Source organism: Streptomyces sp. NPDC102402 (assembly GCF_044765765.1).
Classification (GTDB): Bacteria; Actinomycetota; Actinomycetes; order Streptomycetales; family Streptomycetaceae; genus Streptomyces.
The window spans coordinates 163985-188080 of sequence record NZ_JBIWKR010000006.1 but is presented as its reverse complement, the minus strand read 5'-3'; the positions used below and the strand labels follow the sequence as shown (position 1 = coordinate 188080).

Here is a 24096-nt window from a genome sequence, read left to right as displayed (position 1 = left end):
CGCGCGTGCTGCCGATCGACGCGGCGGCGCACAGCAGTCGCTGGCGCCGCCGCCACCCCTTCGACAAGGCCGTGCTCGGCCTGGGACTCACGGTGCTGGCGATCTCGCTGCCGCCGTGGCCCGGGGCCGCCCTGGTCCTCCTCACCGCGGTCGTCCTGCTCCTGGGTCCGGCGGGTGTGACGGCCCGCCACCTGTGGCGGGCGTACCGGGTGCCGCTGGGCTTCTGCGTCACCGGGGCGGCGACACTCCTCGTACAGGTCGGCGGGCCCGAAGGGCTCGTCGGCCTGGCCGACGGAGGTCCGGTCCGTGCCGGCGGGCTGCTGCTGCGCACCTCGGCCGCGTCACTCGGTGTCCTGTTGTTCGCCTTCACCACGCCGATGTCCGACCTGCTGCCCCGCCTGGTAGGGGCAGGGGTGCCCGCGGCGGTGGTGGACGTCGCCCTGGTGACCTACCGCATGAGTTTCCTGCTCCTCGACTCGGTGCGGCGGATCCGGGAGGCCCAGGCGGCCCGGCTCGGCCACACCACCCGGGCGGCTTCCTGGCGTTCCCTGGCCGGGCTGGGGGCCACCGCCTTCGTCAGGGCCTTCGACCGGGCGGCACGGCTCCAGTCGGGGCTGGCCGGGCGCGGATACGACGGCACCTTGCGCGTCCTGGTGCCCGAGGCCCGGATCTCCGTCCGGTTCACGGCCGCAAGCGTGACACTGCTCGCGGCCCTCACCGCCCTGACCTTCGCCCTGGAAAGGCTGCTGTCATGAGCGATCCCGTGCTCCTCGCCCTGCGGGGCGCGTCCTTCGCGTACGAGGACGGTCCCGTCGTGCTCAGCGGCCTCGACTTCGAGGTGTGTGAAGGGCGCGCGCTCGCGCTGCTCGGCAGGAACGGCAGCGGCAAGACCACGCTGATGCGGCTCCTGAGCGGTGGACTGCGCCCGAAGACGGGCCAGTTGACCGTCGACGACCGGCCGGTCTCGTACGACCGCAAGGGACTGACCCGGCTGCGCACGACGGTCCAGCTGGTGGTCCAGGATCCGGATGACCAGTTGTTCGCCGCGTCCGTGTCCCAGGACGTGTCGTTCGGGCCGCTGAACCTCGGCCTCCCCGACGCGGAGGTGCGGGCCCGGGTGGACGAGGCCCTCACCGCCCTGGACATCACCGCTCTGGCCGACCGGCCGACCCACCTGCTCTCCTACGGGCAGCGCAAGCGGACCGCCATCGCGGGCGCGGTCGCGATGCGGCCCCGGGTGCTGATCCTCGACGAGCCGACCGCCGGGCTCGATCCGGACGGTCAGGAGCGCCTGCTCGACACGCTGGGCGCCCTCCGCGGCGGTGGCACCACCGTCGTGATGGCCACCCACGACGTGGATCTCGCCCTGCGGTGGGCCGACGACGTCGCGCTCCTGACCCCGGCCGGTGTCCGGGCCGGTCCGGCGCCCGGGACGCTGGCCCGGACGGATCTGCTGCGGGAAGCCGGACTCCGGCTGCCGTGGGGCATCGCGACCACGCAGCTCCTGCGTGCTCACGGTCTGTTGGAGGAGACCGCTGCGGGCCCCCGTACCCCGGAGCAGCTCGCGGCGGACTTCGTCCCGCCGGTCGTCGCCGTCCGGCCCCCCGCGGAGTCCTGACGGCGACGGCCGGAAGGACCGGCGCGGCGCTTTCGGCCGGCCGGTGGGCGGTGCGGGGCTATCGGCCGGCCGGTGCGCGGTGCGGGGCAGGCAGGAAGCCCGTTCGCTCGAAGTACGTCAGATAGCGGGTCAGGACCTCGTCGGTGAGCGGTGGCAGGTGCGCTCCCAGGGCCGCCGCGGCGCCGGCCGTCCGGCGGGAGTCGAAGCGGCGGTGGTCCCGGGCGTCGTGCCTGGGCCGCCCCTCCTCCCCGAGGAACAGTTGGGCCGCGTTGTCGTGCTGTCCCGCGACGAGGGCCTGCCACTGCGACGCGGGCACGGTCCGCAGGTCGTGCCCGAGACGGACCGCCACCTCGAAGACGCGTTCCAGACCGGGCGCGTCCGGGTTGGTGAGGTGGTAGGTCTCCGTGCCGTCCCGCCCTGTCAGGGCGACCGCGACGACCGCGGCACTGACGTGGTCCACGGGCACCCAGTCCGTGGACCCGTACGGCAGGTCCGGCACCGCTCCCGCCTGGAGGCATCCCTTGATGAGCTGCCACAGCAGGTCTCGGTCCTGACAGGCACCGGTGACGGTGTCGCCGCTGATGCGGCCGGGTCGGTGGACGGTCACGGGCAGGCCGCGTCCGCGGGCCAGGGCGACCAGCCCCTCGGCGACCCATTTGCTCTGCGCGTAGCCGTCCGGCAGGCCGGACGGCGGGCCCGTCGGGGTCTCCTCCGTGATGGTGGTGCTGCCCGTGCCGTCCACCGGGGCGTAGACGCCGGTGGTCGAGACGTAGTGCATTCCGGGTGAGGCGGAGTCGGCGAGCAGGCGCAGCAGTTCCTCCGTGCCGGCCACGTTGGCGGCGCGCAGATCGCCGTACCCGGCGGCGAAGTTGACGTGCGCGCCGTTGTGCAGGACGGGGCCGAGCCGGCGGAGCAGGGCTGCCCTGGTCTCGGGTGAGAGCCCCAGCCCCGGGGCGGCGAGGTCGCCCGGCACGGGGTGGATCAGGTCCGCGTACCGGGGGCGCCAGAGGCCGTAGTGCTCCAGATTGGCCCGCAGCCGCTGGGCAGCGCGGCGCTCGTCCCCGGCCCGTACGAGGCAGTCGACCGGGCCGTCGGTGGTCTCGATGAGGTCGCGCAGGAGGAAGGCGCCGAGGAATCCCGAAGCGCCGGTCAGGAAGGGCCGGGCGCCGGGGCGGAGGGCTCTGCGGGCGGCCGGGGCCTCCGGAGCGGCGACGGAACGGCCCGTACCCGTGATGTCCGCGGGCAGCCTGACCTCGGCTGCGAGGTCGAGCGCGACGGAGTGGCCCGGGTCCTCCTCCCCGGCGGCGCGTCCCAGGAGGCGGTCGACGCCCTCGACGGTCGGTGCCGCGAACAGGGCCCGGAGGCTGAGGCGCCGGCCGCAGAGTTCGTCGATGCGCCGGGCCAGGGTGACGGCGAGCAGCGAGTGGCCGCCGAGGGCGAAGAAGTCGTCCGTGACGCCGACCTCGGGCACGCCGAGCGTCGTGGCGAACACCTCGCAGAGGACGCGCTCGCGAGCGGTGCGGGGCGGCCGCCCCGCGGCGGGTGCGATGTGGTCGGGCGCGGGGAGGGCGCGCCGGTCCGTCTTGCCGTTGGGCGTGAGGGGCAGGGCGTCGAGACGCACGCAGGCGGCGGGGACCATGTGGTCGGGCAGGAGCGTGGCGAGGTGGGTGCGGGCCTCCGTCTCGGACGGGCCCGCCACTCCCTCCGCGGGCACCGTGTACGCGACGAGCCGGCGGTCGCCCGGCCGGTCCTCCCGGACGACGGCACAGGCCGCCGCGACGCCGGGGAGGGCGGTCAGCGCGGCCTCGATCTCCCCGAGTTCGATGCGGAAACCTCGGAGCTTGACCTGGTCGTCGACGCGGGAGACGTAGAGGAGTTCGCCGTCGGCGGTCCACCGCACCAGATCCCCGGTGCGGTACATACGGCCGCCCGCGCGGTCGAACGGGTCGGCGACGAAGCGGGACGCGGTCAGGGCCTCCCGGCCGTGGTAGCCGCGGGCCACCCCCTCGCCGGACACGTACAGTTCGCCGACGACACCGGGTGGGACGGGTGCGAGCCGGTGGTCCAGGACGTGGACCCGGGTGCCGTCGACGGGCACACCGATGGGCACGGTGCGGTCGGGGGCGAGCTGCCCGTCCTCGTGCTGGAAGCCGCTCATGGTGGCGCAGACGGTGGTCTCCGTCGGGCCGTAGGCGTTGACCAGGAACCGGTCCCCCGCCCAGTCGTGCACGAGGGCGGGCGAGCACGCCTCGCCGGCGAGGACCATCGTCGTCCCGGCGGGCAGGGAGTCCGGCGGCATCACCGCGAGGACTGCGGGCGGCAGGGTGAGGTGGGTGATGCCCCGCTCCCGGACGAGGGCCGCGAGGGCGGGGCCGGGGAGCAGGGCGTCCCGTTCGTCGATCTCCAGGCAGGCTCCCGAGAGCAGCCCCATGCACAGCTCCCAGAACGCCGCGTCGAAGCTGACGGAGGCCATGTGCAGGACCCGGCTGCCGGGGGCGACGCGCAGCCGCTCGGTCTGGGTCCTGACCATGGCACCGACGCCCCGGTGGGTGACCACGACTCCCTTGGGGCGGCCGGTGGAGCCGGAGGTGTAGATGACGTACGCCGGGTTCGCCGGGCGCGGGGCGGGGGCGGGGCGGGGCCGTGGAGCCGCCGGGACGGCTCCCAGGTCTCCGACGTGCAGGTGGGGCACCGGGGACACCGGCAGGCGGCGGTGGACCGCGGGCGTCGTGAGCAACACGCGCGGCCGGGCGTCGTCGAGCATGTAGGACAGGCGCTGGGCAGGGTAGTCGGGGTCGAGCGGCACGTACGCCGCCCCTGCCTTGAGGACGCCGAGGAGGGTCACGACCAGGTCGTGGGTGCGGGGCAGGGCGACGGCCACCCGGTCCTCGGGGCCGATGCCAATCGCCGTGAGGTGGTGGGCGAGGAGGTCGGCGCGGGTGTCGAGTTCGGCGTAGGTGAGCGTCGTGGCGGCGTCGCGGACCGCGGGGGCGTCCGGGGTGCGCCGCGCCCACGCCTCGAAGAGCGCGGGGACCGTCGCACCCGGCGAGGTACCGGCGGGCCCCGTGCCCCGGTCGGCGAGGAAGGTGCGCTCGCCGGCGGTGAGGACGTCGTAGGCGCGCAGCGGGCGGCCGGGGTCGTCCGTGACCTCGGTGAGGAGCAGGACGAGCCGGTCGGCCAGGGCGCGGACCGTGGCGGGGTCGAAGAGTTCCGTCGCGTAGTCGACGGCGGCTCTCATGCCGGTGGGCGCGCCGCTGTCGTCGTGCGTCTCGGTGAAGGTGAACGACAGGTCGAACTTGCTGACCCCGGGGTCGAGCGGCACGCCGCCGGCGGTGAGGCCGGGGAGGTCCAGGGGGGCGGCGGGGGTGTGGTTCTGGAGGACGAGCATCGTCTGGAACAGCGGATGGTGGTTCTGCGAGCGCGGAGGGTTGAGCAGTTCCACCAGGCGTTCGAAGGGCACGTCCTGGTGGGCGTAGGCGGCGAGGTCGAACTCCTTTACGCGGTCAAGGAGTTCGAGGAAGGTCGGGTCGCCGGACAGGTCGGTGCGGAGCACGAGCGTGTTCACGAAGAGGCCGACGATGTCCGAGGCCGCCTCGTCGGTTCGTCCGGCGACGGCTGTGCCGAGGGGGATGTCGTCGCCCGCGCCGTGGCGGGAGAGCAGGAGTGACAGAGCGGCCTGGAGCACCATGAAGACGCTGCAGCCCCGGTCACGGGCGAGGGCGGCGATCCGCCGGGCGGTGTCGCCGTCGAGGGCGAAGCCGTGGGTGGCGCCCAGGTGCCGGGGCACGGCCGGGCGCTGCCGGTCCCACGGCAGGTCGACCATCTGCGGCAACCCGTCCAGCGCCTTCCTCCAGTGGGCGAGCTGGTGTGCCAGCAGGCTCTCGGGGTCGTTCTCGTCGCCCAGCAGGCGGCGCTGCCAGAGGGTGTGGTCGGCGTAGTCGACGGGCCGTGCGGCCCACACCGGGGCCTCGGCACGGGTGCGGGCACGGTAGGCGACGCCGAGGTCGTGGGCGAGGGGCGCCAGCGACGATCCGTCGGCGGCGATGTGGTGGACGACGAGGGCCAGGACGTGTGCGTCGTCGGCCAGGCGCAGCAGGGTCGCTTCGACCGGGATGCGGTGCTCGATGTCGAGGGGCGCGGTCGCGGCCTCCGCGATCCGGTCGGCGAGCCGGTCCTCGACGACGTGTTCGACGGTGAACGGGAGGTCGACGTCGTCCGGGCCGGTGATGTGCTGGACCGGACCGCCGTCGTGCTCGGGGAAGACGGTGCGCAGGGCGGCGTGCCGTCCGACGACGTCGTGGAGTGCCCGGCGCAGGGCCTCGGTGTCGAGCGGACCGTCCAGGCGCACGACGAAGGGGATGTTGTACGTGGCGGAGGGGCCCTCCAGCCGGTGGAGGAACCAGAGCCGCTGCTGGGCGTGGGACAGCGGGAGCGCGGCGGGGCGTTCCTGCGGGACGAGCGCGGGGCGGGCGGCTCGGTCCGTGTTCGCCAGCGCGACGGCCAGCGTCGCGACGGTGGGGTTCTCGAAGAGGGTGCGGATCTCGGTCTCGGTGCCCAGGGCCGCGCGCACCCGGCCTGTCAGCCGGGTGGCGGTGAGGGAGTGGCCGCCGAGCGCGAAGAAGTTGTCGTCGACACCGACGCGGGCCACCCCGAGCACCTCCGCGAACAGCCCGGCGAGGATCTCCTCGTGGGCGCCGCGTGGCAGCCGGTGCACTCCGGCCGAGGGGGCGGCGGGCGCGGGGAGGGCCGCCCGGTCGAGCTTCCCGTTGGGGGTGAGCGGCAGCGCGTCGAGCGGCTGCACGGCGGCCGGCACCATGTAGGCGGGCAGGTGGCGGCCCACGTGGGCGGTGAGCATGCCGGGGTCGGGAGTGTGCCCGGGAGCGGGGACGACGTAGGCGGTCAGGGTGCGCTCACCGGGCAGGTCCTCCCGGACCAGCACACAGGCGGCGCGCACCGACGGTTCGGCGCGGAGCACCGCCTCGATCTCGGCGGGTTCGATGCGGTGGCCGCGCAGCTTGATCTGCTGGTCGGCCCTGGCCACGTAGTGCAGGCTGCCGTCGGCGCTCCGGTGCACGAGGTCTCCGGTGCGGTACATCCGTGCCCCGTCGCCCGCGAACGGGTCGGCGACGAACCGGGTCGCGGTGAGGCCCGGCCGGCCCAGGTAGCCGCGCGCCACGCCGGGGCCCGCGACGTACAGTTCGCCCTCGGCCCCGGACGGCACCGGCCGCATGGATCCGTCCAGGACGTAGGCGCGCACACCGTCCAGCGGCCGCCCGATGGAGGCCACGCCGTCGGGGGCGTCGTCGGGCAGGACACGGCGGCGGGTGGCGAAGGTGGTGGTCTCGGTCGGGCCGTAGACGTGCAGGAACGCGGTGTCCCGGTGGCCGGCCGCGAGGCGCTGGAGGACGCCGGGAGCGGCGGCCTCGCCTCCGGTGACGGCCAGGCGCAGCAGGCCGAGTGCTCCCGGGTCGGTCTCGGCGAAGACGTTGAACAGGGCGGTCGTCAGGAACGCCCCCGTGACCCCGTGGCGGGCCACGAGGTCACGGAGCACGGCGGGTTGCAGGGTGCCCTCGGGAGCGACGACCACGCGGCCGCCGTTGAGGAGGGGGGCCCAGATCTCGAAGGTGGAGGCGTCGAAGACGTACGCCGAGTGCAGGAGGACCGCGTCGACCGCTCCGCCTTCCCAGGTGCGGTCGGCCGCGAGCGCGGTGATGTCGGCGTGGGTGACCCCGACGCCCTTGGGCAGGCCGGTGGAGCCGGACGTGAACATCACGTAGGCGAGCCGGTGGCCGCCCGTGGCGGGGGTGAGGGCTCCGGTTGCGTCGGGGCCTCCCTTGCGCACCCGCCCTGCGGCGTCGACGCACACCACCATGACACCGGGACCGAGTTGCCGCACCCAGGGGTGTGCGCTGGTCGACTCGTCGACGATCAGGGCGCGCGGGGTGGTCACCTCGGTGACGCGGGCGAGTCGTTCGACGGGCCAGTTCGGGTCGAGCGGCACATAGGCGGCGCCTGCGCGCAGGGCCGCCAGTGAGGCGGTGACCAGCGCTGCCGAGCGCCCCATGAGGATGCCGACGCCGTCCTCGGCGCCGACCCCCAGGCCGGCCAGAGCGCTCGCCAACTCTGCTGCTGAATCGACTAGCTGACGATAGGTCAGTTGCTCGTGGATGCCGGTGACCGCCACCTCGTCCGGGTGGCGTTCGGCACGCCGGGCGACGGCGTCCGGGACACTCACGTCGACGGTGGAACGGGCGAGTTCGGCGCCGATGCCCTGGGTGATCAGGGTGTCGCGCTCCCCGTCCAGGAGCACGGGGACGGTACCGGCGCTTCGGTCGAGCCCTTCCGCCATCGCCGTCAGCAGACGCCGCAGGCGGGTGGCGGTGCGGGTCACCTCCTCGCGGGCGATGACCGCGGCCCGGAAGCCGAAGGTGATCCTCAGGGTGTCACCCGGGGCGACGGTGAGGGTGAGCGGGTAGTGGGCGGCGTCCGTGCCGCTGAACCCCGTGACGGCGAGCCCCGGCAGCCCCTGCTGCGCGGTGCGCAGGGCCTCGGCGTCCAGCGGGTAGTTCTCGAACACGACCAGTGTGTCGAAGAGTTCGTCCAGCCCGGTGACACCGCGTATCTCGGTCAGGCCCACGTACTGGCTGCCGAGGAGCCGGCCCTGCTCTCCCTGGAGCCGGGTCAGGAGCGTGTACAGGGTGTCGCCCGGTTCCGGGCGGACCCGTACCGGCACCGTGTTGATGAACAGGCCGACCATCGACTCGACGCCGGGGATCTCGGGCGGGCGGCCGGACACGGTCGTCCCGAACACGGCGTCGGCGCGCCCGGTGAGGCGGGTGAGGAGCAGCCCCCAGGCGCCCTGGACCAGGGTGTTGAGGGTGAGGCGGTGCGCGCGGGCCGTCTCGCGCAGCCCTCGCGTGGTGACCTCGTCCAGGGTGAGGACGAGGGTTCCGGGCAGCTCGCCGGAGTCCGGTACGTGCGGGCCGCCGTGCCCTGTGAGTCTGGTCGGCGCCTCGATCCCGGCCAGGGCGGTGCGCCAGGCGTCCAGAGCGGCGCCTCGGTCCTGCTGGGCCAGCCAGGCGAGGTAGGTGCGGTAGGGGGCGACTCGCGGCAGTGCGCTGTCGTCCCCGTGCCGTGCGTACAGCTCGAACAGCTCCCGTACGAGCAGGGGCATCGACCAGCCGTCGAGAAGGATGTGATGGCTCGTCATGACCAGCCGGTGACGCAGCGGGGCGGTGCGCACCAGGGTGAACCGCATCAGCGGCGGGGCGGTGAGGTCGAAACGGCGGGTGCGGTCGGCGGCCAGGAACGCGGCGAGCCGCTCCTCCCCCGCGCCCGCGCCGTCCGCACCGGTCAGGTCCAGCTCCACCAGCGGTACCGGGACCTGCGCGGCGACGGCCTGCACGGGCTCGTCCAGGCCCTCGTGGAGGAAGCCGACCCGCAGGTTGGCGTGCCTCCGCAGCAGGCCGGCGACGGCGGCCTCCAGCGCGGGGACGTCGACGGTCCCCTCGACGTCGAAGACGAACTGTGCGGTGTAGACGTCCACGGCCCGGGAGTCGTACAGCGCGTGGAAGAGCATGCCTGCCTGCAACGGCGTCAGCGGCAGTACGTCCTCCAGCTGGAACCCTGTCACTTGCGTCCACCCCACATGGTCTGAAGTCGGTCGATCTGGGCCTGGTCGAGTGAGACCAGGGGAAGGTCGGACGGTGTCCAGCCGCCCGCGCCGGGTTGTCCGGTGTGTTCGGCGACGGCGCCGAGGGCCCGCGAGAAGGCGTCGGACAGCGCCTCCACGTCCTCCTCCTTGAGGAGGTCGCTGGGCCAGGTCCAGCGGGTCACCAGGCGTGGTCCGTCCGGGAGGTCCTCGGTGTGCGCGTTGATGTCGAGGACGTGGTGGACGGGCATGTCCGGGTCCTGGCTGCGCGGCCCGCCGCCGTCGAGCACCACGTCCCAGTCGCCGTCCTCCCCGTCAGGCGAAGACGCGTACCTGCCGAGGTAGTTGAAGCCGATCTGGGGTTCCGGAGCGCCGGCCAGCCGGGGCCGGGTGGCGGGGTTGAGGTGCCGGAGCATTCCGTAGCCGACACCGTGGTCGGGGACGGCCCTCAGCTGCTCCTTCACGCGCTTCAGGGCGCGCTCGACCAGTGCGGGGCCGAAGGGACGGGGATCGCGCGCGTCGACGGGCCCGGGGTCGATCCGCACGGGGTACAGGCTGGTGAACCAGCCGACCGTGCGGGTCAGGTCGAGGTGGTCCGCGATCTGCTCGCGACCGTGTCCCTCCAGGTCGAGGAGCACGCCGGTGTCACCCGGCGGGGATCCGCCGAGCACGGCGGCGCGTTCCGCGCGCCAGGAGCAGACGGCGAGGGCGAGGGCCGTGAGCAGGACGTCGTCCACCCCGGCGTGGAAGGCGGCCGGGACCGTGGTGAGCAACGGCTCCGTCTGCTCGGCGGGCAGGTGCGTGGTGAGGGTGCGCGTCCGGTCCGCGGTGTCCAGGTGGGGGTCGAGCAGGCGGTAGCCCAGCTGCGGGTCCGGTGTCCTCGACACCGCATCCCACAGCGGGAGTTCAGCTTCACGGCCGGGCTCCAGCGCCTGCGCGGAGAGGAGCCGCGCCCAGTCCCGGTACGACGTGTGGACGGCGGGCAGCGCCGTGGTGGGCGCGCCCCCGCCGGAGACCGTCGGACCGGTGACGGCCCGCCAGGCGACGGCCAGATCGGCGGCGAGGACGCGCCAGGAGACCGCGTCGACGGCCAGGTGGTGCACGACCAGCAGCAGCCGCCCGCGCACGTGCGGACCCGCGTCGCACCAGACGGCCTCCAAGACGTCCCCCTCCGTGGGGCGCAGCCGCCTGCGCGCCTCTTCGCCGGCCTCGGTGAGCGCGGCGCGTACGGCGTCGGCACCGAGACCGGAGACGTCGATCCGGGTGAAGCGCCGGCGGGCCGCCACGGTGCCGGGCGGCAGGGCTTCGAGGACGGGGCCGCCCTCCGCCGGACGGACGACCCGCAGACGGAGCATGTCGTGGTGGTCGACGAGGAGTTGGAGCGCGGCGACGAGCGCGCCCTCCTCGGCTCCCAGGGGCGTGCGCAGTACCCCGGACTGGTTGTAGCCGTCCGTGGTGCCGGACCGCTCCAGGAACCAGGCGGCGATGGGGGTCGGCGGCATCTCCCCCGTGCCCTGTCCCGCCCGCGGGGCGGCGGCCCGGTCGAGCACGGTCGCGGCGGCAGCGATGGCCTCGGGCGTGCGGTGGACGAAGACGTCGCGTGGGGTGACTCCGAGTCCGGCCTCACGGACCCTGCTGACCAGCTGGATGGAGAGGATGCTGTCGCCGCCGAGGGCGAAGAAGTCGTCGTCGGTGCGTACGCCGGGAGCGCGCAGGACCGAGGCGAAGACGTCGCGTACGACGTGTTCCCGTGCGGTGCGCGGCTGTCCGCCCGGCCGGGTGGCGGTGGGGCGCTCGGGGGCGGGCAGGGCCCGCCGGTCGGTCTTGCCGTTCGGCGTCAGCGGCAGCGCGTCGAGGGTGACGAGGACGGCGGGCACCATGTACGGCGGCAGCACGGACGCCAGGCGGGCCCGTATCACGCCGTCGTCGGGCGCCGGGGCTCCGCCGGGCGGGCCCGGGACGGTGTAGGCGACCAGGCGTCGCTCGCCCGGACGGTCCTCGCGGACGAGGGCGCAGGCGGCTGCGATGCCGTCGAGAGCGGTGAGAGCCGCCTCGATCTCCCCGAGTTCGATGCGGAAGCCGTGCAGCTTGACCTGGTCGTCGGCGCGGGAGACATAGGTGAGCAGGCCGTCGGCATCCCGTCGCACGAGGTCGCCCGTGCGGTACATGCGGCTTCCCGGGGGCCCGAACGGATCGGCGACGAACCTCCCGGCGGTCAGGCCGGGGCGCCCGAGGTAGCCGCGCGCGAGTCCGTCGCCCGCGAGGTGGAGCTCACCGGTGACGCCGGGGGGCACCGGGTGGAGGCCGGAGTCCAGGACGTAGGCGCGGGTGTTGTCGACGGGCCGGCCGAGCGGCACACTCCCCTCCCCCTGCGGGCTTCCGGCGTCCCCGCGCAGGTGGTGGTGGGCGGTCGCGTCGATGGTCGCCTCGGTGGGCCCGTACAGGTTGTGCACCTCGGCCTGCCAGACCTCTCCGACGCGCTCCGCCAGGGACCGGGGCAGGGGCTCACCGCCGCAGAGGACGGCCCGCAGGGTCGCCGGCGCTTCGTCGGCGCGGGTCTCGGTGAGGACGAGCGAGAGGTGCGGGGGCACGAACTGCACGAGGGTGACGCCCGCGTCGCGCATCCGGGCCAGCAGCCCTGCGGGGTCGTGGTTGACGGCCTGCGGCACGGGGCAGGTGGCACCGCCGTGCAGGAGGGGCAGCCAGGTCTCCCAGACCGAGGCGTCGAAGCTCGGCGAGGTGCGGGCGAGGATCCGGTCGTCGTCGGTGAGGCCGAGGTGGTCCGCCATCCAGGCCATGTGGTTCGTCAGGGAGGCATGGGTGACGACGACGCCCTTGGGCCGTCCGGTGGAGCCCGAGGTGTAGATGACGTAGGCCGCGTCGAGGGGGTCCGGCGCCGCGTCGGCGGGCGGGGTGCCTCCGGTGGACCAGGCTGCCCGGTCGTCGAGCGGGAGGCACGGGACGGACGGCGCGAGCCGCGCGGCACGGGCGGCGCCATGGGTGAGGAGCAGCGCGGGGCGTGCGTCGTCGAGCATGTACGCGATGCGCGACTCGGGGTACTCCAGGTCGACGGGAAGCCAGGCGGCTCCCGCCTTGGCCACCGCCAGCATCGCCACGGCCTGGTCCGCGGTGCCTTCCAGGGCGAGGGCGACGAGGTCGCCCCTGCCTATGCCCCTGCCGTGCAGGTGGTGCGCCAGGTCGTCGGAGAGCGCGTCGAGTCCGGCGAAGGTGAGACCGTCCGCGCCGTCCCGCACGGCCGTCGCCCCCGGGGTCCGGGCGCACTGCGCGCGGAACGCCTCGGGAGCGGTGCGTGCCGTCAGAGGCCGGACCGGGCCGTGTGCGGCGCGGTCGAAGCTCCGCCGCTCGGCCGCGTCCAGGACGTCGGCGGCGTGGACCCGTTGGCCGGGGTCGGCGGCGAGCGAGCCGAGCAGACGGGTGAGCCGGGCCGCCAGAGCCTGGGCGGTGGCGGGCTCGAAGAGGTCGGTGGAGAACTCCAGGACGGCGTCGAGGCCGGCCGGCCCGCCCGTCGCGTCGCGCCTCTCGGTGAAGGTGAACGTCAGGTCGAACTTGCTGATCCCGGTGTGCACGTGTTGTTCCGTCACCGTGAGACCGGGCAGGTCGACGGTGGCGTCCGCCTGGTTCTGGAGGACGAGCATCGTCTGGAAGAGCGGGTGGTGGTCCTGGGCGCGGACCGGGCCGAGGGCGTCCACGAGCCGCTCGAACGGAACGTCCTGGTGGGCGTAGGCGGCCAGGTCGAACTCCCGGACGCGGTCGACGACCTCGCCGAAGGTGGGGTCCCCGGTCAGGTCGGTGCGCAGGACGAGGGTGTTGACGAAGAACCCGACCAGGTCGTCGAGTGCCTCGTCGGTGCGCCCCGCGACGGCGGTGCCGAGCGGGATGTCGTCACCGGCGCCGTGGCGGGAGAGGAGCACCGCGAGCGCCGCCTGGAGCACCATGAAGAGGCTGCACCCGCGGGCGCGGGTGAGGTCCGTCAGGGCCCGGTGGGTCTCCGCGTCGACGGGGAAGCCGAACGCGTCCCCGCGGTACGCCGTGACGGCGGGGCGGGGCCGGTCGTAGGGCAGGGCGAGCAGGCCGGGGGCGCCGGCCAGCGCGGTGCGCCAGAAGTCCAGCTGGCGGGCGGCCTGACTGGACGGGTCGTCCTCCGTGCCGAGCAGAGCACGCTGCCACAGGGTGTAGTCGGCGTACTGGACTCCGAGTTCCGTCCAGGAGGGCTCCACGCCCTCGGCGCGCGCCCGGTAGGCCTCACCGAGGTCGCGGGCGAGCGGGGCGAGCGACCAGCCGTCGCCCGCGATGTGGTGCACGACCAGCACCAGGACGTGGCTCTCCGTACCGGTGCGCACCAGTCGCGCCCGCACGGGGAGTTCCGCGCTCACGTCGAAGGGGTGCGCCACCTCGGCGGCCAGGACCTCGTCAAGGCGGTCCGGTTCAGTGTCGTACGGGGTCAGGTCGAGGTCGGCGTCCTCGGCGCCGAGGACGAGCTGGCGTGCCACGCCGTCGGTGTCGGGGAAGACCGTGCGCAGGCTCTCGTGGCGGTCGACGACGTCCGCGAGGGCGCTTTCCAGGGCTTCCACGTCGAGCCGTCCGTCGAGGCGGAGCAGGAGGGGCACGTTGTAGGTGGCGCTGGGCCCTTCGAGCCGGCCGAGGAACCACAGACGCTGCTGTGCGGAGGACAGCGGCAGCGGCTCGGGACGGACCGGGGCCCGCTCCAGAGGTCTCCTGGCCTCTTCGGCGCCCTCCAGCGCGGCGGCGAGCGCGGCCGGGGTGGGGTGCTCGAAGACCTCCCTGACCTGGACCTCCACGGCGAGCGCGGTGCGGATCCGGGCGGCGAGCCGGGTGGCGAGCAGGGAGTGGCCGCCCAGCGCGAAGAAGTCGTCGTCGACTCCGGCGCCGTGCAGGCCGAGCACGTCGGCGAAGACCGCGCAGAGCACCTCCTCGCGGGCGGTACGCGCGGCACGCCCCCGGTCCGGAGCGTGATGGCCGGGTTCGGGCAGGGCGCGGCGGTCCACCTTGCCGTTGACCGTCAGCGGCAGCGCGTCGAGCGTGACGAAGGCGGAGGGCACCATGTAGGCGGGCAGGGAGCGCCCGACCGCCCGGGCGAGCTCTCCGGGGTCGGGGCGCGCCCCGGGGCCGGGGACCACATACGCGACGAGCCGCCGGTCGCCGGGGGTGTCCTCGCGGACGACGACGAAGGAGTCGGCGACGCCGTCGAGGCAGGCCAGCACGGACTCGATCTCTCCCGGTTCGATGCGGTAGCCGCGCAGCTTCACCTGGCCGTCGGCGCGGGAGACGTAGGCGATCTGCCCATCGCCGGTCCACCGCACGAGGTCGCCGGTGCGGTACATGCGCCCGCCCGCCGGGTCGAACGGGTCGGCCACGAAGCGTGTGGCGGTCAGCCCCGGAAGTCCCGTGTATCCGCGTGCCACACCGCGTCCGGCGAGGTACAGCTCCCCCACGACGCCCGGCGGGACCGGGCCCAGTGAGCCGTCGAGGACGTACAGGCGCATGCCGTCCAGGGCGCGCCCGATGGGCGGCGGGCCCGGGGGCAGGCCGGGCGTCACGTCGTAACGGGTGGCGAAGGTGGTCGTCTCGGTGGGGCCGTAGACGTGGAGGACGCGTACGCCGGATGCGGTCCCGGCCACCCGCTGCATGGCGTCCGGCGAGGCCAGTTCCCCTCCGGCGCAGACGAGGCGGAGGCCGGCGAAGGCGCCCGGATCGGTCTCCGCGACCACGTTGAAGAGGGCCGTGGTCATGAAGACGGCGGTCACCCCGTGCTCGTGGACCGCGTCGCCGAGGGTGCGGGCCTCCAGGACTCCGTCCGGCGCGACGACGATCCGGCCGCCGCGCAGCAGCGGGGCCCAGATCTCGAAGGTGGAGGCGTCGAAGACGTACGCCGAGTGCATCAGGACCGCGTCGGCGGCCCCGTCGTCCCAGGCGGAGTCCGCCGCGAGTGCCACGACGTCGGCGTGCGTGACGCCGACTCCCTTGGGCAGACCGGTGGAGCCGGACGTGGACATCACGTAGGCGAGGGCCCCGGGGCCGGGTACGGCGGCGGGCGCACCGGGCCGCTGGGGTGCTCCCCGCAGGATCCGGCCGGTCCGGTCGACCGCCACGACCGGTATCCGTGCGGCGGCCCCGGCCACCCAGGGGGAGGCGAGGGCGTCCTCGTCGACGACGAGGACCCGTACGGACGCCGCCCCGGCGACCTGTTCGAGCCGTTCCTCGGGCCAGCGGGCGTCCAGCGGGACGTAGGCGCCGGCCGCGCGTACCACCCCGAGGGACACCGGCACCACGGCCGGCGACCGGCCGAGCAGCACGCCGACCCCTGCTTCGGGGCCGACGCCGAGGCCGGCCAGGGCTCCGGCCAGCTCGGCGGACAGACGGTCGAGTCCGGCGTAGGTGAGGGTGGTGCCGGCGCCGGTGACTGCCACGGCCCCGGGGGCGCGGAGTGCTTGCGCCGCGAAGAGCGCGGGCAGGGTGGCGGACGCCGAATCCGCGGACAGGTTCCGTCCGGTGCCCCAGTGGCGGACGCGGGTCCGCTCGTCCCGCGTCATCAGGCCGTAGCCCGTGAGCGGCAGGCCGGGGTCGTCGGCGACCTGCTCCAGGAGGCGGACGAGGCGGGCGGCCAGGGTCTCGACGGTGGTGCGGTCGAAGAGGGCGGTGGCGTACTCGATCCCGGCGTCGAGCCCGCCCCCGGCGCGCTCCTCGGTGAAGGCGAAGGTCAGGTCGAACTTGCTGAGGCCGTTGTGGACGAGCCGGTCCTCGACGGTCAGGCCCGGCAGGTCGGCGCGGGCCGTCTCCTGGTTCTGCAGGACCAGCATGGTCTGGAACAGCGGGTGGTGGTTGCGGGCCCGGACGGGGTTGAGGCTCTCGACGAGGCGCTCGAAGGGCACATCCTGGTTCCCGTAGGCCGAGAGGTCGAACTCCCGTACGCGTACGAGGAGTTCGCGGAACGACGGATTGCCGGAGAGGTCCGTGCGCAGGACGAGGGTGTTGACGAAGAACCCGACCAGGTCCTCCAGGGCCTCGTCCGAGCGGCCGGCGACCGGGGAGCCGAGCGGGATGTCGTCACCCGCGCCGTGGCGGTGCAGGAGGGTGGCCACGGCCGCCTGGAGCACCATGAAGAGGCTGCTTCCCGACTCCCGCGCCAGGTCCCGCAGTCGGGAGTGCAGGGGCGGAGGCACCTCGAAGGTGTGGACGGCGCCTCTCGGGTCGGTCGTGACCGGGCGTGGCCGGTCCAGCGGCAGGTCGATCAGGCCGGGCAGCCCCTCGAGGGCCGTGTGCCAGTGGTCGAGCTGCTGCCTCAGCGCGCTCTCCGGCTCGGCGCCGTCTCCCAGGGCCGTGTGCTGCCACAGGGTGTAGTCGGCGTACTGGACGCCGAGTTCCGTCCAGGAGGGCTCCACGCCCTCGGTGCGCGCCCGGTAGGCCTCACCCAGGTCGCGGGCGAGCGGGGCGAGCGACCAGCCGTCGCCCGCGATGTGGTGCAGGACCAGCACCAGGACGTGGTGGCCGGGTGCGGAGCGCAGCAGCGACGCGCGGAGCGGCGGATCGGTGACGACGTCGAACGGCTCGCACACGGCAGCCAAAACACTCGCCTCCAGATCGGCGGGGGCCGTGGTCACGAGGGGAAGCGCGGGCGTGGCGGCGTCGGCGGGGAGGACCGACTGGTAGGGCACACCGTCCTGTTCGGGGAAGAGGGTGCGGAGCGCCTCGTGCCGTTCGACGACGTCGCGCAGGGCCGCCCGGAGGGCGTCGACGTCCGGAGAGCCCTCCAGTTCGAGGACGAGCGGGATGTTGTAGGCGGAACTCGGGCCCTCCAGCCGGTTGAGGAACCACAGACGCTGCTGCGCGAAGGACAGCGGCATCCGTTCGGGGCGCCGTACCGCGGGCACCACCGGCGGGCGCGCGCCGCGCCGGGTGTCGAGGACGCGGGCCAGCCCCGCCGCGGTCGGGTGCTCGAAGAGGGTGCGTACGCCGGTCTCCGCGCCCAGGACGGCACGCACGCGGCTGACGACACGCATGGCGAGGAGCGAGTGCCCGCCCAGGTCGAAGAAGCTGTCGTGCGGGCCGACGTGGGGGCGGTCCAGGACGTCGGCGAAGATGCCGGCGAGCAGGTCCTCCTGGAGCGTGCCGCCGCCCCGCCCGGCGGGGGTGCCGGTCTCCCGGGCGGGTTCCGGCAGCGCGCGCCGGTCGACCTTGCCGTTGGGCAGGAGGGGGAGGTCGTCCAGGACGACGACGGCGCCGGGCACCATGTAGTGCGGCAGCGTCCTCGCGAGCTCGTCGCGCAGGGCGGCGGCGCGGGGAGCCGGCTCACCGGCGACGGCGTAGCAGACGAGGCGGGGCCGGCCGGGTGTGTCCTCGCGGATCATGGCGCACGCGGCCGTGACACCGGGGCTCGCCAGAAGGGCGGCCTCGACCTCGCCCAGCTCGATGCGGAAGCCGCGGAGTTTGACCTGGTCGTCGGCGCGCGCCACGTAGTCGAGCAGACCCTCCCGGTCCGTTCGCACGAGGTCTCCCGTCCGGTACATGCGGGCGCCGGTGGCGTCGAACGGGTCGGCGACGAACCGTGCCGCGGTGAGCCCCCGGCGCTCCAGGTAGCCGCGGGCGAGGTGGGGTCCCGACAGGTACAGCTCGCCGGTGACTCCGGGCGGCACGGGACGCAGCCTCCCGTCGAGCACGTAGGCACGCATGGTGTCGACGGGGCGGCCGATCGGGACGGTCTCGGACGGCGTCCCGGCGTCCCCGCGACCGGCCCGGTGGGCGGTCGCGTCGATGGTCGCCTCGGTCGGCCCGTAGAGGTTGTGGACCTCGGTCCGCCACCGCCCGGCGACGTCGTCGGCGAGGGCGCGTGGCAGCGGTTCACCGCCGCACAGGACGGCGCGCAGCGCGGGCGGCGGAGCGGTCCCCGCCGCCTCGGCGAGGACGAGGGCCAGGTGCGAGGGGACGAACTGGGCGATCGTCACCTCGTACCGGTTCATCCAGGAGACGAGGGTCCTGGGCTCCTGGTTGGCGTCGGCCGGGAGCACACAGACCTCGGCGCCGTTCATCAGGGGCAGCCACAGCTCCCACACGGAGGCGTCGAAGCTGGCGGAGGTACGGGCGAGGACCCGGTCCTCCGGGGTGATGCGGAGGTACCGCGCCATCCAGGCCATGTGACCGGCCAGGGCGGCGTGCGGCACCACCACGCCCTTGGGCCGGCCGGTGGAGCCGGACGTGTGGATGACGTACGCGGGATCCGCCGGGTGGGGTGTGCCCGGTGCGGGCACGGTACGGCCCGTGGACCGGGTGGCCTGGTCGTCGAGGGCGAGCCACGGTATGCCGAGAGGGGGCAGGTCCCGGTGGACGTCCGTGGTGGTGAGCAGCAGGACGGGCCGGGCGTCCTCGATCATGTGCAGGATGCGGGCGGGCGGGTACTGCGGGTCGACCGGGAGGTAGGCGGCGCCCGCCCGCAGGACCGCCAGCATGGCGACGGCGGTGTCCACGGACGGCGGCACGGCGAGGGCGACCCGCTGTTCCCGGTCCGCTCCCCGCTCGCGCAGGAGCTGGGCGAGGGCGTCGGCGCGGGCGTCGAGCTCGGCGTAGGTGAGGCTCGTGCGCGCGTCCCGTACGGCGACCGCGTGCGGCGTGCGCGACGCCCAGTCACGGACCGCCTCGGGGGCGGTCGGGGCGGGGAGTTCCCGCTCCGCGCCACGCCCCTGTCCGAGGAGCAGGCCGCGCTCGCCCGGCGTGAGCGGGTCGAGGTCGTCGATGGGGCGGTCGGGGTCGGTCACGGCCTGGGTGAGGATGTGGGCGAAGCGGTCGCACAGGGCGCGGGCGGTTGCGGCGTCGAAGAGGTCGGTGGCGTATTCCAGGTATCCGCCGAGGCCCGCGGGACCGTTCCTCGCGGGACCGGCATGCCCTGTCGCCGTGTTCCCCGCCCGCTCGGCGGGATCGCCGGGGCCGGTGACCTCGGTCAGCGAGAACGTCAGGTCGAATTTGCTGACGCCGGTGTGCCGGGACCGGTCGTGGACGGTGATGCCGGGCAGGTCGAGCCCGGCCCGTTCCTGACTCTGGAGGACCAGCATGGTCTGGAAGAGCGGGTGGTGGTCGGACGACCGCTCGGGGTTGAGCGCTTCCACGACCCGTTCGAACGGCAGGTCGCCGTGGCTGAGGGCGGCGATGCCGGACTCCTTCACCCGGCCGAGCAGCTCGCGGAAGGCCGGATCGCCCGACAGGTCCGTACGCAGGACGACGGTGTTGACGAAGAACCCGACCAGATCCTCCAGGGCGTCGTCGGTGCGTCCGGCCACCGCCGTTCCCAGCGGGATGTCACTGCCCGCGCCGTGCGCCCGCAGCGTCACGGCGAGGGCCGCCTGGAGCACCATGAACGGGGTGCAGCCTTCCGCTCGTGCCAGCCGGATGAGCGCGGTGTGTGCGGGCGCGGGCAGTTCGAAGGGGACGGTGTCCCCCCGGTGGCTGGGCACGGACGGCCGCGGCCGGTCGAGGGGCAGATCGAGCAGGCCGGGAGCTCCTCGGAGCGCCTCCCGCCAGAAGGTGAGCTGGCGTGCGGCCAGGGTGTCCGGGTCGCTGTCGTCGCCGAGCAGCCGGCGCTGCCACAGGGCGTAGTCGGCGTACTGGACGGGCAGCGGGGGCCAGTCCGGCCTGGTCCTGCCCTCGCACCTGGCCCGGTAGGCCGCTCCGAGGTCGCGGCTGAGCGGGGCGAGGGACCAGCCGTCGGCGACGACGTGGTGGAGGACGAGCACGAGGACGTGGCGGGTGTCTCCCAGGCGGAGCAGCCGGGCACGGACCGCCGTGTCACCGCTGAGGTCGAAGGGTGTGGCGGCGAGGCGGCGCACAGTCGCCCCGGCCCACGTGGCGGGGTCCTGCCCGGAGGGGGCCGACTCGACGGTCAGAGGGACGAGTGCCGCCGCGCCGTCGGCGCCCAGGACCACCTGACGGGGCACACCGTCGTGTTCGGCGAAGACGGTGCGCAGGCTCTCGTGCCGGGCGACGACATCCGCCAGGGCGTCGCGCAGGGCTCCCTCGTCCAGGGGGCCGTCGAGTTCGAGGACGAACGGGACGGTGTAGGTGTCGCCCGATCCTTCGGCCTGGTTGAGGAACCAGAGACGCTGCTGCGCGAAGGACAGCGGCACCGCTTCGGGCCTCGGCTGCGGGGTCAGTGCGGGCCGGGCCGGGGCGGCGGTGTCGAGGACGGCCGCGAGGGAGGCGACCGTCGGATAGTCGAAGAGGGTGCGCAGGGTGAGTTCGGCACCCAGGACCGTCCGCAGGCGCCCGGTGAGACGGGTGGCGAGCAGGGAGTGGCCTCCCAGGGAGAAGAAGCTGTCGTCGACGCCGACGGCCTCCACGCCCAGGACGTCGGCGAAGAGCCCGGCCAGGACCTCCTCGTAGGCGGTACGCGGGGCGCGGCCCGCGGTGACCGAGGCGCGGGGCGCGGGGAGGGCGCGGCGGTCGACCTTCCCGTTGGTGTTGAGGGGCAGCGCGTCGAGCGGGACGAACACGGAAGGCACCATGTACGCGGGAAGGGCGTTCCCGACGCGGCGTGCCAGAGCGGCGCCGTCCGGCCGGGTTCCGGGGGCCGGCACCACGTAGGCGACGAGCCTCCGGTCACCGGGTACGTCCTCGCGGACGAGTACGCAGGAGGCGCGCACGGCCTCGTCGGTGAGCAGGATGTTCTCGATCTCGGCGGGCTCGATGCGGAAGCCGCGGAGCTTGACCTGCCCGTCCGCACGTCCGACGTACTCGATGTCACCGCCCGCGGTCCAGCGCACCAGGTCGCCGGTGCGGTACATGCGGGCACCGGACACGTCGTACGGGTCGGCGACGAACCGTGCGGCTGTCGAGGCGGCGCGGCCCGCGTAGCCGCGGGTGACTCCGTGGCCGGCGACGTACAACTCCCCCACGACGCCGGGCGGCACAAGGGCGAGGGCGCCGTCGAGCACGTACAGCCGCATTCCGTCCAGGGCCCGGCCGATGGGCGGCACGCCCGTCGCGCCGGCCGCCACCGGATGGCGGGTGGCGAAGGTCGTGGTCTCCGTGGGGCCGTACACGTGCAGGACCCGGGTGGCCGGCGAGGCGGCGGCCACCCGCTGCATCAGGGTGGTCGAGGCCGCCTCGCCCCCGGCGGCGACCAGGCGGAGCCCGGAGAAGGCCGACGGGTCCGTCTCGGCCACCATGTTGAACAGGGCCGTCGTGAGGAACAGGGCGGTCACCCCGTGACCGCCGGTCATCTCCCTGACGGTCCGCGCCTCCAGGACTCCTCCCGGTGCGACGACCACACGCCCGCCGTTGAGCAGGGGCGCCCAGATCTCGAAGGTCGACGCGTCGAAGACGTGGGCCGAGTGCAGCAGGACGGCGTCGGCCACTCCGTTCGCCCAGGTGGTGTCGGCCGCCAGCGCGAGGACGTCGGCATGGGTGACGCCGACTCCCTTGGGCAGGCCGGTGGAACCGGAGGTGAACATGACGTAGGCCAGCTGGTCGGCGAGGACCACGCGTGGTGGCCGTCCGGGGCGAGGCGGAGCACCGCGCACGATCCCGCCGAGGGCGTCGACGACGATCACCGGCACGGCGGAGGCCGTCTCGGCCACCCAGGGCTGTGCGGCGGCGGCCTCGTCGACCACCAGAGCGCGGACACGCGCGACTTCCGCGACACGGGCGAGCCGCTCGTGCGGCCAGGCGGCGTCCATCGGGACGTACGCGGCGCCCGCCCCGACCGGACCGAGTGTGGCCGGCACGACGGCTGCCGAGCGGCCCACGAGGACGCCGACGCCGTCCTCGGCTCGGACGCCCCAGCCGGTCAGCGCGCGTGACAGGTCGTCCGCCGCCCGGGCCAGCTCCCGGTAGGTGAGCGTGACGGCGCCGTCCACGACCGCCGGGGCCTCAGGTGTCCGGTGCGCCCACGCGCCGATGGCCTCGGGCAGGCTCGATGCCACGGCCCCGGCCGGGAGTGCGGCGCCGCGCCCCCGCCCGAGCAGCGCCCCGGCCTCTCCGGCGTCGAGGAACGGCAGGTCGCGGAGGGGCAGGTCGGCAGCTGCCGCGGACAGGGCCGACAGGAAGGAGACGAGGGCCCGCTGGTGCAGTCCGACGTCCTCGGGGCGGTACAGCTGCGCGTTGGTGTCGAAGCCGATCAGCGGCCCACTGCCCTCGGACCGTTCGGAGATGAAGAAGGAGACGTCGTCGACCGGGCCGATGGACAGCACCCGGGACGTGGCGGGGCTGCCGTCGAAGTCGAGGTCGTAGTCGTAGCCCATGATGTTGACGACGACGTCGGTGAGGCGCGCCGCGTCGTCGGCCATGTTCAGTTCCCGGGCGAGCTGTTCGCGGGAGAAGCGGCGGTGGCGCAGAGCGCCGCGCATCTCGTCGGCGACGGAGCGCACGAGGGCGCCGACCGTGGTGTCCGGGGTGATGGTCAGCCGGAGCGGCAGGATGTTGGCGGTCATCCCGACGACGTGCCGCAGACCCCCGTGACGGCCGTTGGAGGCGAGTCCCACGCTGACGTCCTGTGTCCCGGTGGCCCGGCCCACGTAGGCGGCCACCGCGCTCACGAGGACGGCGGTCCAGCTGGTGCGGCCGGCGGACGCGAGGCGTCGCAGGCCGTCCAGGACGGCGACGGGCAGGGTCTCTCCGGCGTGGAGCCGGTTGTCCGCTGCACCGTGCTCGTCCGGTGCGGGGGTGTCGGTCCGCCTGGGGACGAGCGACGAACCGCCGCGTGCGTCCGCGCCGCTCCGGGCACCCGCCGGTCCCCCGGTTGCCAGGTCCGCGAACTTCTCCGTCCAGTAGGCACGGTCGGCCTCGTGGCGGGCCGAGCCGCGGTACGCCGCCTCGTCGGCTATGAGGTCGCTCAGGGGGGCTGCGGGCAGCTCGGCCGCCGCGAGGTCCTCGCCGCGCACCGCCCGTGCGTAGAGGTCGGCGACGGTGCGGGCGAAGACGGCGCCGCCGAGGCCGTCGACGGCGATGTGGTGGTAGCGGAGGTACCAGTAGCGCCGGCGGGGGTCGAGTCGCAGGAGCGCGAAGTGGTGGTGCGGGGCCTCGAGTCTGTCGACGGTCGCCATGTCGTCAGCGATGTAGCGCTCGGCCGCGGCGGCAGGGTCGTCGGAGCCGGACACGTCGACCAGCCGGAGCCGGTCCTCCTGGCGGGCACCGGAGCGGCGGACGACACGCTGGCGAACCGATTCCCCTGCGGTGACGAACTCGACGTTGAGACTGTCGCACAGCGTGACGGCCCGGCCGAGCGCGGCGGCGAACAATCCCTCGTCGAGGTCTCCGTGAATCTCGAAGCATTCACCGATGTTGTATTTCGGACTGTCCGGATCGACCAACTGCCCGTACCAGACACCTTGCTGGGCCGCGGTGAGCCCGAGGAACTCTTGGGGATCCTCATTCGACGAGGGAGAGCGGTTTTCCTGCATGCCGGCGACACCTTTGGGGAGAGTTTTCGGGGACGACGAACCAGGCGGGTCGAAAACCGGCCACGCCTATGCACCGGCCGTCGGGTGCGGTCGGCCGACGCGGAGACAAGAGCTGTCCCACCGATCCCCCTCAGCGCCCTCGGGGGCTCGCACCGGATATCGGTAACCCGGATGGAGACATGCGTGGTTCCACAAGTCCAGGACAGGCCGGCGGGAGACCTGCCGAGGTTGGATGAATGGCGTATGAACAATGCGCATGACGGGGTATCAGCACGGAAGATCAAGGGCCAATCATTGACACCATGCGATCAATTTCGATCAAAGTAAGAGCTAAGTTGATGAAATTTGATCACCGGGAATCACTCGCCCGAGGCAGCGCCCCGCCACCCCGGACCTGCGACTAT

4 protein-coding genes are annotated in these 24096 nt (G+C 74.1%); 2 read left to right on the top strand and 2 right to left on the bottom strand.

Going from position 1 to position 24096, the window contains the following annotated elements; translation table 11 throughout:
• The first annotated feature begins 5 nt into the window (after positions 1–5).
• Positions 6–755, top strand: a complete 750-nt coding sequence (cbiQ, locus tag ACIRJR_RS20045) for a cobalt ECF transporter T component CbiQ (RefSeq protein WP_403782306.1) — start codon at positions 6–8, stop codon at positions 753–755.
• Positions 752–1618, top strand: a complete 867-nt coding sequence (locus tag ACIRJR_RS20040; RefSeq protein WP_403782303.1) for an energy-coupling factor ABC transporter ATP-binding protein — start codon at positions 752–754, stop codon at positions 1616–1618. The genes cbiQ and ACIRJR_RS20040 overlap by 4 nt, the downstream gene beginning before the upstream one ends.
• A gap of 58 nt (positions 1619–1676) precedes the next feature.
• Here the strand turns inward: ACIRJR_RS20040 and ACIRJR_RS20035 are convergent, their stop codons facing one another.
• On the bottom strand, positions 1677–9251 hold the full coding sequence (locus ACIRJR_RS20035) for an amino acid adenylation domain-containing protein (RefSeq protein WP_403782300.1): 7575 nt from the start codon (positions 9249–9251) through the stop codon (positions 1677–1679).
• Entirely contained in the window at positions 9248–23692 is a 14445-nt protein-coding gene (locus ACIRJR_RS20030) for an amino acid adenylation domain-containing protein (protein WP_403782297.1), read from the bottom strand. The genes ACIRJR_RS20035 and ACIRJR_RS20030 overlap by 4 nt, the downstream gene beginning before the upstream one ends.
• Positions 23693–24096: the final 404 nt, after the last annotated feature.